The sequence below is a fragment of the Sphingomonas sp. LY54 genome, from assembly GCF_035594035.1.
Lineage (GTDB): Bacteria > Pseudomonadota > Alphaproteobacteria > Sphingomonadales > Sphingomonadaceae > Allosphingosinicella.
Genome location: NZ_CP141588.1, coordinates 1187635 through 1201873, shown reverse-complemented (window position 1 = coordinate 1201873; position 14239 = coordinate 1187635). Strand labels below are relative to the sequence as shown.

Genomic DNA, 14239 nt, shown 5'->3' with positions numbered 1-14239 from the left:
CCGCAATTGTCTCATAGAGGTCCCGCGCACCGCGTCGATACGCATCACGTACGTCCGGTTCATCAAATCGCATGTGAATCTCCAAGACCTGCAAGTATCCCTCGGCAGAGGGGTAAGCTTCCTTCGCCGCCTCATTACCACGGCGCGGCCGCGGAATGAACGGTCCCTTCGAGCTTGCTTCAAGTGCTCAATGGGCTAGGCTAGCGATAGTTGACCGAGCAAGGGGGCACACCCTATGGAACTTGAAGCGCGACTTGCGGAACTGAGCAAGACCGTCCGTGAACATCGGGAGGTGCTTCTTACCGAGGAGGCGGCAAAGACCGCGCTCGTCATGCCGTTCCTCCAAGCGCTCGGCTACAATGTATTCAATCCCTCCGAAGTGGTGCCAGAGTTCACCTGCGACGTTGGCACCAAGAAAGGTGAGAAGGTCGATTACGCGATCTGCGACAACGGCTCGATAAAGATGCTGATCGAGTGTAAACCCGCTAGTTCAGAACTGAACATCAACCATGCCTCGCAGCTGTTCCGTTATTTTAGTACGACGGACGCGCGTTTAGCGATCCTCACCAATGGTGTTGTCTATAAGTTCTTCTCGGACATCGATAGCCCGAACAAGATGGACGACAAGCCTTTTTTTACACTTCAACTTGATAATGTTCGCAAGTCGGATCTTCGTGTCGTAGAGCGCTTCACCAAGCACAGCTTCAGTATTGAGCAGATTGTAGAGGAGGCCGGCAACCTCAAGATGCAGTCGCTGGTTTATAAGGAGCTTCAAAAGGAGTTTCAGGAGCCATCTGAGGAGTTCGTGCGGCTCATCGCGGGAAGGATCCACACGGGGCGGCTCACGACGCAAATCAGAGATTTGTTCAAGTCACTCATCGTTAGCTCTGTCTCCTCCCTAATTCGGGATCGTGTCACGGAGCGGCTGACGTCCGCTCTGACTGCTTCCACCCCCGGAGAAGATGTTGAGCCAGAAACCGCTAGCGAGGAGGCAACCTTCACCACCGAAGATGAGATTGCGGGCTTCAACATCGTGCGGGCTATCGGAGCTAAAGCAGTCGATCCCAAGCGGATCGTAATGCGCGATGCCAAATCTTATTGCGCGATTTTGCTAGACGATAACAACCGCAAGACCATCGCGCGGATGCACTTCAATAGCCCCACGGCTCGCTATTTCGGAACCTTCACGGCGAAGAATGAGACGAGGCACCCGCTGCTCGATCCGGTGGAAATTTACCAGCACGGCGATGCGATATTGGCGCGGATTCAGGAGCTGGCAGGCTAGCCTCCAGAGAAAAAGTGCCACCACGCTTGGTTGCTTTCAATATTCGCTCTTATCGCCACAGCCATTGCGGCGGGTCTCGGCGAATTATCCTTCTGGTGGGTGCTAATCCCTGTTTTCTTCGCGGGATCATTTCGCTGTCCAACGGCCCCGGCTTTGACTTGATCATGCAGGCAAACCGACAGGGTCGGCTCGGGCTGTTCCTAGGATGCTCACATTCCATATCGTCGTGCACCTAGTCGTAGCCAAGCCATTTTCTGGATCACCGGAACCATGAGCGCTTGAGAATCTTCGGGGAAAAACGGGATCGGCTGTGGACGTTTGTTGAAGAAAGCACGTTGTTCTGGGCTTTTCGACAACTTTTGCCCGACACCCTCTCCCCATTTCTCCGCCGCCGGCTGTCGCGGGCTTTTGCCGCCCGCCCAAAGTCGTTAGGCCCGAACCCGGGCAGCAGGGGCAGCGCGTAAGAATGCCGGGGTCGAAATCTTCCAGGCCGACGCCGTCGGGCGAAGCCGCGCCGCGCCTGGCGGTGGGGCTTTATTCGACGCGCTCGCTCGCGCCGGCCGACCGGCACGAGGCCTGGCGGCACCGTCTCTCGCCGAGCCTCGCGCCGCTCTACGAAACCCGCCCGCTCGAGTGCTTCGACGTGGAATCGCGCGATCTGCAGATCGGGGGGGTGCGCATCGTCGACGTCAGCATCACCGCGCAACATTATGAGCGCAGCCAAGCCGCGTTGCGCGCCTCCGAGGCCGATTTCCTGGCCGTCCAGTTCATGGCCGAGGGCCAGGCCCGCGGCGTGTTCGGCGACCGGGACTTCAACCATGCCGCGGGCTCGCTCCTGTTCGGAGACATGGCGCGCACCTCCCGTCATGAATCGACCGCAAGCCGCACCGCGATGCTGGCGGTGCCGCGGGCGCTCGCGCTTCGCCTCGGCATCGATCCGGCGGCGGCGCACGGAAAAGTGGTCAGCGGACCGACCGCCACGCTGCTCGGCGCCCACCTCCTCCAACTCGTCGAAGCGGCTCCGATGCTGCCGGCGGCCCGCGCCGAGCAGCTGGCGCGCAGCGTCCTCGACCTGCTCGTTGTCGCTGCCGATCCTTGGGTCGGGGATGGGGAAATGCGGGACGCGGCGTCCCAAGGTGTCGCGCTCCTGCGCGCCCGCGCAGAGATCGCGCAGCGACTGGGATCGCCTACGCTCCGGGTCGGCGATCTTGCCAAACGCCTGGGAATGTCGCGCACCAGTCTCCATCGGCTGTTCGCCCAGGAAGGCGGCGTCCAGGCCTATATTCGCGAGCGACGGCTCCAGGCCGCGCTGCGCGCGCTCCAGGAGTCCGGCGATCGCGAACCGATCGGCGCGATCGCGGAAAGGCTCGGGTTCAGCGACGGGGCCCATCTGACGCGCCTGTTCCGCGCGCGCTTCGGCATGACGCCCAGCGATGCCCGCGCCGCTGCCGCTACCGCCGATCCCGAAAGCTGATCCGGCCCGCCGACCGCACCCGGGCGATCGCGCGTCATTTCTCGCCTCCGGCGTTCACCGATTTGCACCCATGTCCCAATCGCTGGAACGGACGTTCCAGAGGCGCCGCCGCTGCCTTGACGGCCGGGCGACCGTGGGCAATCGCGGCTATGTGGGAGCCGGGGGGGCGCCTGCCCGGGTGATGCGGTTTCGACGCACCGCCGCGAAGACTGGAAGCCGTGGGCATGGCCTCCCTTCCGTTAGAATCTCCCGACAGAAGAGCCGTCAGTGCAACAGGATCTCGATCGACTAGCCCAAAATGCGGCCATCGCGTTCCTGGCCGCCGGCCGCTCGCGCGACAGGGCCGAGCGCGAGCGGTTGCGGGCCAGGGCGCTCCGCGCGAACGATATCCTGCGGGAGATGCAACGGCGCGAGCCCATCTCCTGCGGCTGCGCTTGCACGTCCGCCCACGACACCCTTGGACGAGACTGATCGCTTATCTGCCCTGACGGGTCAGCCGCCCCAGCGCAGGCCCAGCCAAATCGTGCGGGGCGTGGCGCGTTCGACGATGCCGGCGCCGGAAATGCCGGCGGCGACGTGGGCGTCGGTGGCGTTCTCGACGCGGGCCTCGATCGTCAGCCGCCGGAGGAGGGGGGCCGAGGCGACGGCGTCGAAGGTGAGCGCGTCGGGCAGAAGCTGTTCGCCGAGATCGTCCTCATACTGGCTGCCGACATAGCGCGCGGTAACCGCCGCCCGCGCGCCGCTCAGGCCCTTCCAGGCGAGGGTGGCGGCAGCGCTGTGGCGCGGGGTCTGGGCCGGGCGGCGACCGTCGAGCGGCAAGGCTGGGCCGTCGGCCTCCACTTCGGCATCGACATAAGAATAACCGCCGGAGAGCGACCACGGCCCGAAATCCAGACCGGCGTCGAGTTCGACGCCGCGGGCGAGGATCGAATCGAGGTTGCGGCGCTGGCTGATCGTGCCGCCGCCGCCGGGGCCGACCGTGACATTGGCGATGCCGTCCTCGAGCCGGTTGGCGAAGAGGGTGAGGCCGATGCGCGCGGTCGAGAGCGGCCGGTAGTCGACGCCCGCCTCGATGCCGCGCAGCCGCTCCGGCTTGAGCGCCGCGTTGGCCAAAGTCGAATCGGCGCCGACGCGGAACGGGCGATAGAGTTCGTTGAGCGTGGGCAGGCGCCAGCCGAGATAGGCGGCGCCGCGGACGGTCACCGCGCCGGCGGGACGGAAGGCGAAGCCGGCGCGGCCGGTCGGCTCCCAGCCCGAGCGGTCGGGATGGATCGTGTCGGTGACGATCTGGCCGGTGGTGAAGACGCGCTCCTCGAGCGATCCGTCCCGGATCCACCAGCGGTCGATGCGGCCGGCTCCGGTCAGCGTCAGCGCCTCGCTCTCCCACGCTGCTTCGGCAAAGCCGCCGACCGTGCGGGTGCGGCCGCCCGCGACCCGGCCGCGCGTGCCGATCCCGTTCTGGAAGCTGAAGCGCTCGCGCGTCTCCCCGATCGTCTCGCGCCAGTCGCCGCCGAGCCGCAGCTCGAAAGGTCTGGTCAAAGGGCGGACCTCGAAGCGCGCGCCGAGGCCGGTGGCGGGGACATTATATTGCTCCGAAACGCGGTTGGCGGTCGTGCGCCCGGCGTCGACGCCGGCGAAGCTGTTGTAGAATTGACGGGTCTGGACGTAGCCCAGCGCCGACCAGTTGCGGCCGACCAGGCGCAAGGCGGCGTCGGCGCCCTCGGTGCGGATCCCGCTGAAGGCGAGGCCGCGCTCGCGCTCGTCGCGGAACCAGAGGCCGCTCGCCTGCAGTTCGGTCTCGCTGGACAGCGGAGCCACGGCGCGCAGGGCAACGCTCGCTTGCTCATAGGGGGAGGCGCGATCGGCCGGGCCGCGCTGGTCCTCGACGATCGGAATGAAGCCGTCGCCGCGGCCATAGGCGCCCGATAGCGAGAGGAAGCCGCCGCCCAGGCGTGCGCCGAGGCCGGCATGGGCATCGACGCTGTCGCGACTGCCGTAGAAGAGGCTCCCGTTCATCCCCTGCACGTCGGCGGGGTCGGCGCTGAACATCTCGATCGTGCCGGCAAGCGCGCCCGGGCCATGGATGCCCGATCCGCCGCCGCGCACCACCCGCACCGCGCCCAGGCGCTGCGGGTCGTAGGCCGGCCAGCTGATCCAGCCGCCGAACGGATCGCTCTGCGGCACGCCGTCGAGGACGAGCAAGGCCCGGCTCGAGGCGTTGCCGCCGAGCGCGCGCAGCGTCGCGCCCTGGCTGGTCGGGTTGGCCGAGCGCGCGTCGGAACGGCGGAAGAGCTGGAACCCCGGCACCTCCTTCAAGATCTCGTCGATCCGGCCCGACGCGGAGCCGGTCAGGCGGTCGCGGTCGATCACGATCGTGTCGTAGACGCTCTCGCCGAGCCCGGCCTGGAGGCCGCGGCCGGTGACGACGATCGGCTCGTCCGCATCCTGTGCCGGGGCGGGGGTGCCCATCAGGGCGAGCGGGAGGAGGGCCAAACGCAACATGCCCCCGCCTTATTCGGACGGGGGCATGGAAGCCAGACGATACCGCTCCCCGAAGGGAGAGGGCCGTTACCGGGCCGCGGCGCGGCGGCGCGAGCGGTTGGTCTTGGGGGCGCCGGCCGCGCCGAAGCTCGGCTTGCGGCTCTTGGGGCGCTTGACCCGGTTGCGGTCCTCGCCGCCGCGATCGTGGCGCTGCCCGCCCGTCGGTGCGGGCGCCGCCACGCGCGTCGCCTTGATGCGGTTGGCCTCGGCGATGAAGTTCTCGGGCAGCGGCACCACCTCGATCTTCTGCTTGGTCAGCCGCTCGATGCCCTTCAAATACGCCTTCTCGTCGTCCGCGCAGTAGGCGATCGCCACGCCCGCAGCGCCGGCGCGCGCAGTGCGGCCGATGCGGTGGACATATTGCTCGGCCACGTTGGGCAGCTCGAAGTTGATGACGTGGCTGACGCCGGAAACGTCGATGCCGCGCGCGGCAATGTCGGTCGCGATCAAGACCTTGACCTTGCCCGCCTTGAACTCGCCGAGCGCGCGTTCGCGCTGCGGCTGGCTCTTGTTGCCGTGGATCGCGTTGGAGGCGATGCCGTTGCCGGCGAGCAGCTTCACCACCCGGTCCGCGCCATGCTTGGTTCGCGAGAAGATAAGCACGCGGTCCATATTGCCGCGCTCGGCAAAGCCGGCGCGCAGCATCATGGTGAGAAGCGCCTGCTTCTCGGCCTGCTGGACGAAGGTTACATATTGGTCGACGCGTTCGGCGGTGGTGGCGGCGGGGGCCACGGACACCTGGACCGGATCGGTCAGGAACTTGTCGGCCAGCTCCTTGATCGCCTTCGGCATGGTCGCCGAGAAGAACAGCGACTGGCGCTTGATCGGCAGCATCTTCACGATCGCCTTCAGCGCGTGAATGAAGCCGAGATCGAGCATCTGGTCGGCCTCGTCGAGCACCAGGATCTCGACCGCGTTCAGCGACAATATGCGCTGCTCGATCAGGTCCATCAGCCGGCCCGGGGTGGCGACGAGGATGTCGACGCCGCGCGCCACGTCCTGGCGGTTCTTGTTGACCGAGGTGCCGCCGAACACGGTCACCACCGACATGTGGCTGAAGCGGCTATAGGCCTTCGCGCTGTCGGCGATCTGGCTGGCCAGTTCGCGGGTCGGCGCCAGCACCAGCATGCGGCAGGTGCGCGGCGCCGGGCGCTTGTCCGAAGCGGTCAGGCGGTCGATCGACGGCAGCATGAACGCCGCGGTCTTGCCGGTGCCGGTCTGGGCGATACCGAGCAGGTCGCGGCCCTGAAGGAGCTGCGGGATGGCCTGCTCCTGGATCGGCGACGGGGTCGTATATTCCTTGAGCGCGAGCGCCTGCATGATCGGCTGCGAAAGGCCGAGGTTTTCGAATGACATGGGTATTTGACTCACAAAAATGTGCGGCGTCTGCGCACATTAAACGGTCGCGCAGAACACAGCGGGTTCTGACGACCCGCGTGAAAAGGGAAGCCTGGTAATGCGAAGGAGGCCGGTCCGAAATGCGGACGATCACGCTGCCTCTGCTACTTCGCGCCTGGCCCATCTGGATGCTGCGCGCCGCAAAGTCAAGAGGCGGGCCGATCCGCCTCGGCGGCACCGCCTCTTTCTTCCTCGCCAGGTCAGTAAATATGTTGTTAGTTTACCTGAATTTAATATCGCCGCCCTAGCCGGGATTGATGGACGAGGGGGCGGGACTGGCGACAGACGAGATGGCGATTCCTGCGCTCGTCAAAGCGGATCGCGATCTCGATGCGCGCTCCCGGCGGCAGCTGGTCGGCACCTTGTTCGCCTCCCCGAAAAGCCTTGCGATCGGCGCCGGCGCGGGTTCGGTCGCCGGCCTGATGACGGCAGCTTCCACCACAGACGCTTTGTGCGTGGCGGCGGGCCTGACGATCCCCGTGGTCGCCACGTTGCGGGTCGTCCATTCCCTGGTCGAGCAGCGACGCAGCCGGATGGGATCTTCGTCGGCCAAGGCCGAAGTCTCTTACGAGATCGGTGCCTGGGTCTTTTCCGGACTGCTAGGACTGCTCGCCTTCTTCGTACTGACCCGTACCGCGGACGGACCGCTGCACCTGTTGGTGGTCTGCGTCGCGATCGGTTATGCGGCCGGCATATGCGCGCGCAACGCTGGCCGGCCGGTCATAGCGCTCGGCCAGCTTGCTTTGGCGGCCTTGCCCATCACTCCGGCCTTGGCGTTTTCGGACGCGCCCGCGCATTGGGCGTTAGCCGCGATCAACCTCGCCTTCATCCTCGCTTTGGCGGACATTACGCGCAAGACCGCGATCGCATTCAAATCGGCCGTCGCGAGTTCCGAAGCGCGCGAGGCCGAACTGAGGGAAACGCTCGAGCACCTTCCGAACCTGATCTGGCGCGCCAACCCGGCCGGCGATTTTACCTACCATTCCCGGCGCTGGAAGGAGTTTACCGGCTTCGACATGGCGGAGTTCGACCACCATCGCCGGCCCTTCATCCACCCCAACGACAAGGTGGAATATTACGCCGCATGGCGGAGCAGCCTGAAGGCGGGCGTCCGCTTCGAGGCGCAATATCGCCTGCGCCACAAATCCGGCGACTATCGCTGGATGCTGAGCCGGGCCATGCCCGAATATGACGAGAGCGGGCACATCGTGCGCTGGCACGGCGCCTGCGTCGAGCTCGATTACGAGGACATCGTGCAGCGCAGCTACCGCGCCAAATCCTGACGCCCGCGAAGTCCGCGGGCGCGAGGATCAGAAGATGATCGCGACGACGATGATGATCAGAATCAAGGCACCGATGCTGATGCTGATGTTGCGGTTCATGGCAGGCCCTCCGGATAATTTCGTTTTAGCCTAACCCCCGTCGCGGCCGCTTCGTTCCGCTGCCGTCCTCAATAAGCGGCGCAGCGCGGATGGACCGATGCGGCGGGCTTGCTAAGGGGGGACATGGTCATTCGCCTTTATATCCCCGCCGATGCCGACGCGGTCTGGTCCGTGCTCGAGCCCCACATCCGCGCCGGCGAGACGTTCGCGCTTCCCAGGGACTGGACGCGCGAGCAGGCGATCGCATCGTGGTGCGGCGCTCCGCACGAAGCCTATGTGGCCGAGCAGGACGGGGAGGTGCTGGGCACTTATTATATCCAGCCCAACCAGTTAGGCGGGGGCAGCCATGTCGCCAATGGCGGCTACGCCACCGCGCCGGCGGCCGCCGGCAAGGGCGTGGCCCGGGCGATGTGTGCCCACTCGCTCGATCGGGCGCGGGCGCGGGGCTATCGCGCCATGCAGTTCAACTTTGTTGTCGCCACGAACGAGCGGGCCGTCGCATTGTGGCAGAGCTTCGGCTTCGCGATCCTGGCGACGTTGCCCGGGGTCTTCGCCCATCCGGCCCACGGCTTGGTCGACGCGCACGTGATGTTTCGCACGCTCTGAGCGCGGGCTCAGACTTTCATCGATCCGGTACGCAGAAAGCGCTCGTGCCACGACAGCGCCTCGCCGAGCAGCACGGGCGTCTGCAGCCCATACGAGCCCTTGAGCGCGCGGGCGTGATAATCCTCGAGCGCCGGGCGGTAATCGGGATGAGCGCAATTCGCGATGATCGTCCGGGCGCGCTGCTTCGGGCTGAGCCCGCGAAGATCGGCGAGGCCCTGCTCGGTGACGATCACCTGCACGTCCTGCGTGATGTGATCGACATGGCTCGCGTGCGGCACGATCGCCGAGATCGCGCCTTTCTTGGCGGTCGACGGCGTCATGAAGATCGAGAGGAAGGCGTTGCGCGCGAAATCGCCCGAGCCGCCGATCCCGTTCTGGATGCGCGAGCCCATGATGTGGGTCGAATTGACGTTGCCGTAGATATCAGCCTCGATCAGCCCGTTCATCGCGATGCAGCCGAGCCGGCGGATCAGTTCGGGGTGGTTGCTGATCTCCTGCGGACGCAGGATCAGCTTGCCGCGAAAAGCGTCCATCCGCGCGTTGAGCGACGCCGCGGCATCGGGGCTGAGCGAGAAGGCCGTCGCCGACGCCACCCGCAGCTTTCCCGCATCGAGCAGGTCGAGCATCCCGTCCTGCAGCACCTCGGTATAAGCGGTGAGATTCTCGAAGGGGGCGTCGATCAGCCCGCCGAGCACCGCATTGGCGACGTTACCGACGCCCGATTGGAGCGGCAGCAGCGAGGCCGGAAGGCGGCCCATCTTCACTTCGTGCGCCAGGAATTCGATCAGGTGGTCGGCGATGCCGAGCGCCGCTTCATCCGGCGCCGCAAAGGGCAGGTTGCGATCCGGCTTGTCGGTGACGACGATCGCCGCGACCTTGTCGGGATCGATCCGGAAATAGGCCTCGCCGATACGGTCGTCGGGATGGACGAGGGGAATCGGCACGCGGTTGGGCGGAAGCGCGGTGCCGTAATAAATGTCGTGCATGCCCTCGAGCGCCGGGTTCTGCCAGTTGTTGACCTCAAGGATGATCCGGTCGGCGCGGTCGAGCCAGGTCTTGTTGTTGCCGATCGAGGAGGAGGGCACCAGCGACCCGTCCTCGCGGATCGCCGTCACCTCGATCAGCGCGGTGTCGAGCGGGCCGAGGAAGCCCTGCCACGCCATCGGCGCGACCTGGCTGAGATGCATGTCGAGATATTCCATCTCGCCTTTGTTGATCTTCTCGCGCGCGATCGGATCCGAATTGTAGGGCAGCCGGAATTCGATTCCGTCGGCCTTGGCGAGGGCGCCGTCGAGCTCGGGCCCGGTGGAGGCCCCGGTCCAGACCTTGAGGCGGAATGGGTTGCCGCGGGCCCGCTCGGCTTCTATTCGCGCGGCCAGGGCGAGCGGCACCGCCTTGGGATAGCCCGAGCCCGTGAAGCCGCTCATGCCCACCGTCGTTCCGGATTCGATCAGTCCCGCCGCATCCTCGGCGGACATGATCTTCGATTTCAGCTTCTCGTTGCGGATGCGGGCGTTGGTCATGGCATGGATTTGGGATCCGGGAGAGCAGGGCGCAAATGCGCAGCCCATGGTCCCGGTTGCATCCCGTGCAATCAAGCGGCGTCGTGGAAGATGATCCCGAGCGTGTGCCGGCGGCCGGCGCGGATCGTGCTGACGCCGTGGCGCATGGCAATACGATAGGCGCCGCGCGGGCCGGTCGCGGGCCGATGGTTGACCGCGAACACGACGGCGTCGCCCTGGCGCAGCGGCACGACTGTTGCGCGGGACTGCATGCGCGGGCGCTGTTCGGTCAGCACGAACTCGCCGCCTTCGAAATCGCGGCCGGGCTCGGATAGCAAGGTGGCGATCTGAAGCGGGAAGACGTGGGCGCCATAGAGGTCCTGGTGGAGACAATTATAGTCGCCGGGTCCGTAGCGCAGCAGCAATGGCGTCGGCCGCTGCTGTCCGGCGGCGTGGCAGCGCGCCAGGAAGTCGGCGTGAGCGTCGGGGAATGCGACGTCTATGCCGAGCGTCCGGTGCCACCGGTTCGCGACGGGCGCGAGGCGCGGGTAGAGGTCGGTTCGCAGGCCGGCCACGAGCTCGGGCAGCGGATAAGAGAAGTAGCGATATTCGCCCCGGCCGTAATTGTGCCGCGCCATGACGACGCGGCTGCGGAAACGGTCGTCCGCATCGTAGAGCGGGGCCATTGCGGCGCACTGGTCGGCAGAGAGCAGGGCCGGGAGCACCGCCCAGCCCTGCGCGTCGAGATCCGCTTCGATGCGCGGCCAATCGTTCAATTCGTCCATGCCCTTATGTGGGGCGGACCGGCTTCGGCCGCACCCCGCGGCTTGCGCTCGAACTGGATTCGCGGCGCCGGCGCCGCTTCGTCGCCAAGTCGGTCGCCTTTGTCGCTCGGTCCGCGCTCCCGTCGAAGCCTGGGGCTACACCGTCGAACAAGAGGAGATGCCGCGAGCACTCTCATCTAGTCCCAGCGTCACCGGCCAATCGGGCCGAAATCGAAAAAGGGAGAAAGATCATGACTGCCGAACTGTTCCGCACAGTGTCGACCTGTCTCGCCGCCCTGTTCGTTAGCACCATGCTGGTGACGGTCGCGACGTCTACGCCGATGGCCTTCTGACGGGGGCGACGATGTCCGACCAAGTGATTTCCAACCAGACCGACGGCGCGGACCGCGTCGCCCCCGCCGACAAGGCCGGCAAGGCGCGGTCCAACCCGTATAACGGCCTGTTCGGTGCGAAGCTGCGGGGCGAGAGCAGCACTCGGGAGCAGCGCCAGACGCCGCGGCTGCCGCGCAGCCTCTTCTAAGGCACGCGCGTCAGTCGAGCCCGAGCGCCTCGCGCACGGCGCTGACGTAGCTCGGCCCGACCTGCACTTCGGCGCCGTCGGCGAGCACCAGGCACAGCGAGCGGTTCGCCCGCTTCACCTCCACCACCCGATCCGGCCGCACGAACGCCGAGCGGTGCACGCGCAGCAGCGCCGAGCCCGCCAATTTCTCCTCCAACGCCGCCATCGTGGTGCGCAGCAAATGGCTGCGGACGTCGGTGTGAAGCAGCACATAATCGCGCGCCGCCTCGATCCAGTCGATGCTGTCGATCGGCACGCGGCGCTGTCCGTCGCGCTCGGGCACCCAGAAACCGTTGTCGTCGAGCGCGTGGACGCCGCTCGCCTTCAGCGCCTGCACTTCCTGCTCGAGCTTCCCCGCGCGCTCGGCTTGCTCGCGCATTCCCTGGCGGCGGCGGGCGCGGTCGACGGCCTGGCGGAGTCGGTCGAAGCGGACCGGCTTCAGCAGATAGTCGGCGGCATCGACGTCGAACGCGTCGGGGGCATAATGTTCGTGGGCGGTGACGAAGACGAGCTCGGGGCGCGGCTCGATGTCGAGCTCGGCGGCGGCGCGCAGGCCGTTCTTGCCCGGCATCTGCACGTCGAGGATGACGAGGTCCGGAGTCAGTTCGCGGATGCGGGCAAGCGCTTCGTCGCCGTCCTGCGCCTGGCCGACCACTTCCACCCCCTCGATGTCGTCGAAGAAGGTTCGCAGCCGATCCAGCGCGAGGGTTTCGTCATCGACCAGCAAAACGCGCATCCTGCCTCTCCCCACAGGAAGTCAGTGTCTGAACGACATATCCCGGCGTGGGCCGCCTTAGTCAATGCGGCGCGGCCGCCTCTCAACGCACGTTGAGGATCTCGGGAATGCAAATAGTGGCCACGTAGTGCCCGTCGACGCGCTCGGCCGACAACTTGGCATTCTTGCCATAGACTGCGAGCAAGCGCTGCTTGACGTTGTACAATCCTACGCCCTTGCGTCCGAAATGCAGATTGGTGGCTTGCGCGGGGCTGTCATTCTCGACGGTGATGCACAGGTCCCCATGCTCGATCCGGGCGCGGACGATGATGTGGACCGGGTCACGCGACGGCGCGACGCCATGCTTGATCGCATTCTCGACCAGTGGCTGGACGAGGAAGCCAGGGACCAGCGCCGGCAAGGCTTCGGGCTCGCAGTCGATCGTGACCTCCAGCCTTTCGCCGAAGCGCACCGCCTCGATCGAGAGATATTCCTCGATCAGCGCCAGTTCCTCCTCGAGCGGCACCAGCTCGGCGGGATCGCAGGCCAATGAGGTGCGCAGGAAGCTCGACAGTTTGTCGGTCATCTGCTCGGCGTCGTGGTTGCGCCGAGTGACGATCAGGGCGGAGATCGAGTTCAGCGTGTTGAACAGGAAATGCGGATTGAGCTGGTAGCGGAGCGCCGCGAGTTGGGCCTGCTGCGCAGCATGGCGCGCGTCGACCAATTGCCGTTCCTGGCGCGATTCCCGGCGGCGCGAGAAAGCGAGCTGGAACAGGGTCACGTTGACCGAGAAGACCAGCAGATATTTCAGGATCGCGTCGTAGCTGCGCTCGATCGTGCGCGGCAGATCGTACCAGCTCGCCTCGAGATTTTCGGCGACCCAGCCGGTCCACAAGATGTCGAAGATGCGGTTGGCGACGCCGGTGAAGATCACGGCGGCGACGAGCACGAGGATACGCGCGGTCTGCGGCCAGTCGAGCGTCTTCCGGAAGACCACGAACAAGGGCATCGCGAACAGCATCGAGATCGGGATGGTCGCGGCGTCGAGCACGACGCTTGCCCAGGTCCCTCCCGGGTGGCGCGCGGCGATCACCGGCAGGAACATCAGCAGGACGAACAGCCACAGCGCGACCGTCAGCAGGATGGCTTCCGGCCAACGGGCATCGGAACGGGCGGTCGGCATGAGCGTGATGGCCCCTCGTCTGATCGACAAGGCTTTCTGCCGTAAAGCCGGCAGGCTGTCACTCAGCATTCGGGTACCCACGCCATGCGCGAACGCTCGCCCGCGGCGGAGGCCAAGCCCACAGAAGCGGGACGAAAGTGCCCGTTCGCGCGACGAAGGCGCAGGAACGGTGGGCAACGGGAGGTCGCCGGCGATCGGAAACCTCCCGTACATCGTCAGAAGGCCAGGCCGACGCCGAGCAGCGCCTGGTGGCGCTCGAGGCCGGCTTCGTAGTTCGAGTAGCGATATTCGACCTTTCCGTAGACGCCGCCGGCGAAGTCGTGCTGGTAGCCCGCGCCGAGGCGGAAGCCGTCCAGGTTCGCGCCATCGCTCGTCGTGACGCCCGCGGCGGTCGTGTAGCGGCTCTTGAACCGGGCGTTGGTGTAGCCGGCGAGGGCGTAGAGCTTGCCCGCCTCGCTGACCTTGACGCCGCCGCGGATGCCGGCGGCGATATCGCGGCCGGCCTTTACGCAGAGCGTGTCGTTGGCGACGAGGACGCTGGTGTCGCACTCCTTCATCGAGCTGTCATCGAAGCTGAAATCGAGGCCGACAAAGCCCTTCTCGCCGATCGCGAAATCATAGCCGAGGCCGATACCGTAAGCGACGCCGTCATCGTCCGGGCCGTCGGCCGAGACATGATCCCAACCGGCATGAATCTCGGCGCGGAAGCCCTCCGCGGCGGCCGGCGAGGCGGCGGCCAAGGCAACAAGCGACGTCAAAGCAACTGCAACTGCACGCATTCCAAACCCCTTCGCTCTTTTTCAGATTGT

Annotated in this window: 12 protein-coding genes; 5 read left to right on the top strand and 7 right to left on the bottom strand. The window is 66.1% G+C overall.

Annotation, left to right across the window (positions count from 1 at the left end; translation table 11 throughout):
- The first annotated feature begins 235 nt into the window (after window positions 1–235).
- On the top strand, window positions 236–1285 hold the full coding sequence (locus SH591_RS06135) for a type I restriction endonuclease (protein ID WP_324750966.1): 1050 nt from the start codon (window positions 236–238) through the stop codon (window positions 1283–1285).
- 466 nt (window positions 1286–1751) lie between these two features.
- Window positions 1752–2759 carry a helix-turn-helix domain-containing protein gene (locus SH591_RS06130; RefSeq protein WP_324750965.1) on the top strand — a complete coding sequence of 336 codons (1008 nt, stop codon included), beginning with the start codon at window positions 1752–1754 and terminating at the stop codon, window positions 2757–2759.
- Between the two features lie 492 nt (window positions 2760–3251).
- Here SH591_RS06130 and SH591_RS06125 read toward each other — a convergent pair whose 3' ends face one another.
- Together SH591_RS06125 and SH591_RS06120 are read right to left on the bottom strand one after the other, a co-directional pair.
- A complete protein-coding gene (locus SH591_RS06125; RefSeq protein WP_324750964.1) occupies window positions 3252–5261 on the bottom strand; it encodes a TonB-dependent receptor in 2010 nt (669 codons plus the stop codon).
- Window positions 5262–5327: 66 nt separating this feature from the next.
- On the bottom strand, window positions 5328–6656 hold the full coding sequence (locus tag SH591_RS06120) for a DEAD/DEAH box helicase (protein WP_322832045.1): 1329 nt from the start codon (window positions 6654–6656) through the stop codon (window positions 5328–5330).
- Window positions 6657–6955: 299 nt separating this feature from the next.
- On the opposite strand from SH591_RS06120, the gene SH591_RS06115 reads away from it, so the two are divergent.
- On the top strand, window positions 6956–7981 hold the full coding sequence (locus SH591_RS06115) for a PAS domain-containing protein (protein ID WP_324750963.1): 1026 nt from the start codon (window positions 6956–6958) through the stop codon (window positions 7979–7981).
- Window positions 7982–8203: 222 nt separating this feature from the next.
- Complete coding sequence (locus SH591_RS06110; RefSeq protein ID WP_324750962.1) at window positions 8204–8686, top strand: GNAT family N-acetyltransferase; 483 nt, start codon at window positions 8204–8206, stop codon at window positions 8684–8686.
- 8 nt (window positions 8687–8694) lie between these two features.
- On the opposite strand, the gene SH591_RS06105 is transcribed toward SH591_RS06110, so the two are convergent.
- Together SH591_RS06105 and SH591_RS06100 are read right to left on the bottom strand one after the other, a co-directional pair.
- The gene (locus SH591_RS06105) at window positions 8695–10209 is read right to left on the bottom strand and encodes an acetyl-CoA hydrolase/transferase family protein (RefSeq protein ID WP_324750961.1); all 1515 of its coding nucleotides are present in this window, start codon (window positions 10207–10209) and stop codon (window positions 8695–8697) included.
- A 71-nt stretch (window positions 10210–10280) separates the two neighbouring features.
- Window positions 10281–10973 (bottom strand): 2OG-Fe(II) oxygenase, encoded by a 693-nt coding sequence (locus SH591_RS06100; RefSeq protein WP_324750960.1) that lies wholly within the window; start codon window positions 10971–10973, stop codon window positions 10281–10283.
- A gap of 343 nt (window positions 10974–11316) precedes the next feature.
- On the opposite strand from SH591_RS06100, the gene SH591_RS06095 reads away from it, so the two are divergent.
- Window positions 11317–11493, top strand: coding sequence for a hypothetical protein (locus SH591_RS06095; RefSeq protein ID WP_324750959.1), 177 nt, complete (start codon window positions 11317–11319; stop codon window positions 11491–11493).
- 10 nt (window positions 11494–11503) lie between these two features.
- Here the strand turns inward: SH591_RS06095 and SH591_RS06090 are convergent, their stop codons facing one another.
- The 3 genes from SH591_RS06090 to SH591_RS06080 form a co-directional block, all read right to left on the bottom strand.
- Window positions 11504–12268: a LytR/AlgR family response regulator transcription factor gene (locus SH591_RS06090; protein WP_322832039.1), complete on the bottom strand. Its 765-nt coding sequence runs from the start codon at window positions 12266–12268 to the stop codon at window positions 11504–11506.
- An 82-nt stretch (window positions 12269–12350) separates the two neighbouring features.
- A complete protein-coding gene (locus tag SH591_RS06085; RefSeq protein ID WP_324750958.1) occupies window positions 12351–13430 on the bottom strand; it encodes a sensor histidine kinase in 1080 nt (359 codons plus the stop codon).
- Window positions 13431–13645: 215 nt separating this feature from the next.
- Complete coding sequence (locus tag SH591_RS06080) at window positions 13646–14209, bottom strand: outer membrane protein (RefSeq protein ID WP_324750957.1); 564 nt, start codon at window positions 14207–14209, stop codon at window positions 13646–13648.
- Window positions 14210–14239: the final 30 nt, after the last annotated feature.

Coding starts and splice junctions, on each gene's coding strand:
- SH591_RS06135 (WP_324750966.1), top strand. CDS start 236: ATGGAACTTGAAGCGCGACTTGCGGAACTGAGCAAGACCGTCCGTGAA.
- SH591_RS06130 (WP_324750965.1), top strand. CDS start 1,752: ATGCCGGGGTCGAAATCTTCCAGGCCGACGCCGTCGGGCGAAGCCGCG.
- SH591_RS06125 (WP_324750964.1), bottom strand. CDS start 5,261: ATGTTGCGTTTGGCCCTCCTCCCGCTCGCCCTGATGGGCACCCCCGCC.
- SH591_RS06120 (WP_322832045.1), bottom strand. CDS start 6,656: ATGTCATTCGAAAACCTCGGCCTTTCGCAGCCGATCATGCAGGCGCTC.
- SH591_RS06115 (WP_324750963.1), top strand. CDS start 6,956: ATGGACGAGGGGGCGGGACTGGCGACAGACGAGATGGCGATTCCTGCG.
- SH591_RS06110 (WP_324750962.1), top strand. CDS start 8,204: ATGGTCATTCGCCTTTATATCCCCGCCGATGCCGACGCGGTCTGGTCC.
- SH591_RS06105 (WP_324750961.1), bottom strand. CDS start 10,209: ATGACCAACGCCCGCATCCGCAACGAGAAGCTGAAATCGAAGATCATG.
- SH591_RS06100 (WP_324750960.1), bottom strand. CDS start 10,973: ATGGACGAATTGAACGATTGGCCGCGCATCGAAGCGGATCTCGACGCG.
- SH591_RS06095 (WP_324750959.1), top strand. CDS start 11,317: ATGTCCGACCAAGTGATTTCCAACCAGACCGACGGCGCGGACCGCGTC.
- SH591_RS06090 (WP_322832039.1), bottom strand. CDS start 12,268: ATGCGCGTTTTGCTGGTCGATGACGAAACCCTCGCGCTGGATCGGCTG.
- SH591_RS06085 (WP_324750958.1), bottom strand. CDS start 13,430: ATGCCGACCGCCCGTTCCGATGCCCGTTGGCCGGAAGCCATCCTGCTG.
- SH591_RS06080 (WP_324750957.1), bottom strand. CDS start 14,209: ATGCGTGCAGTTGCAGTTGCTTTGACGTCGCTTGTTGCCTTGGCCGCC.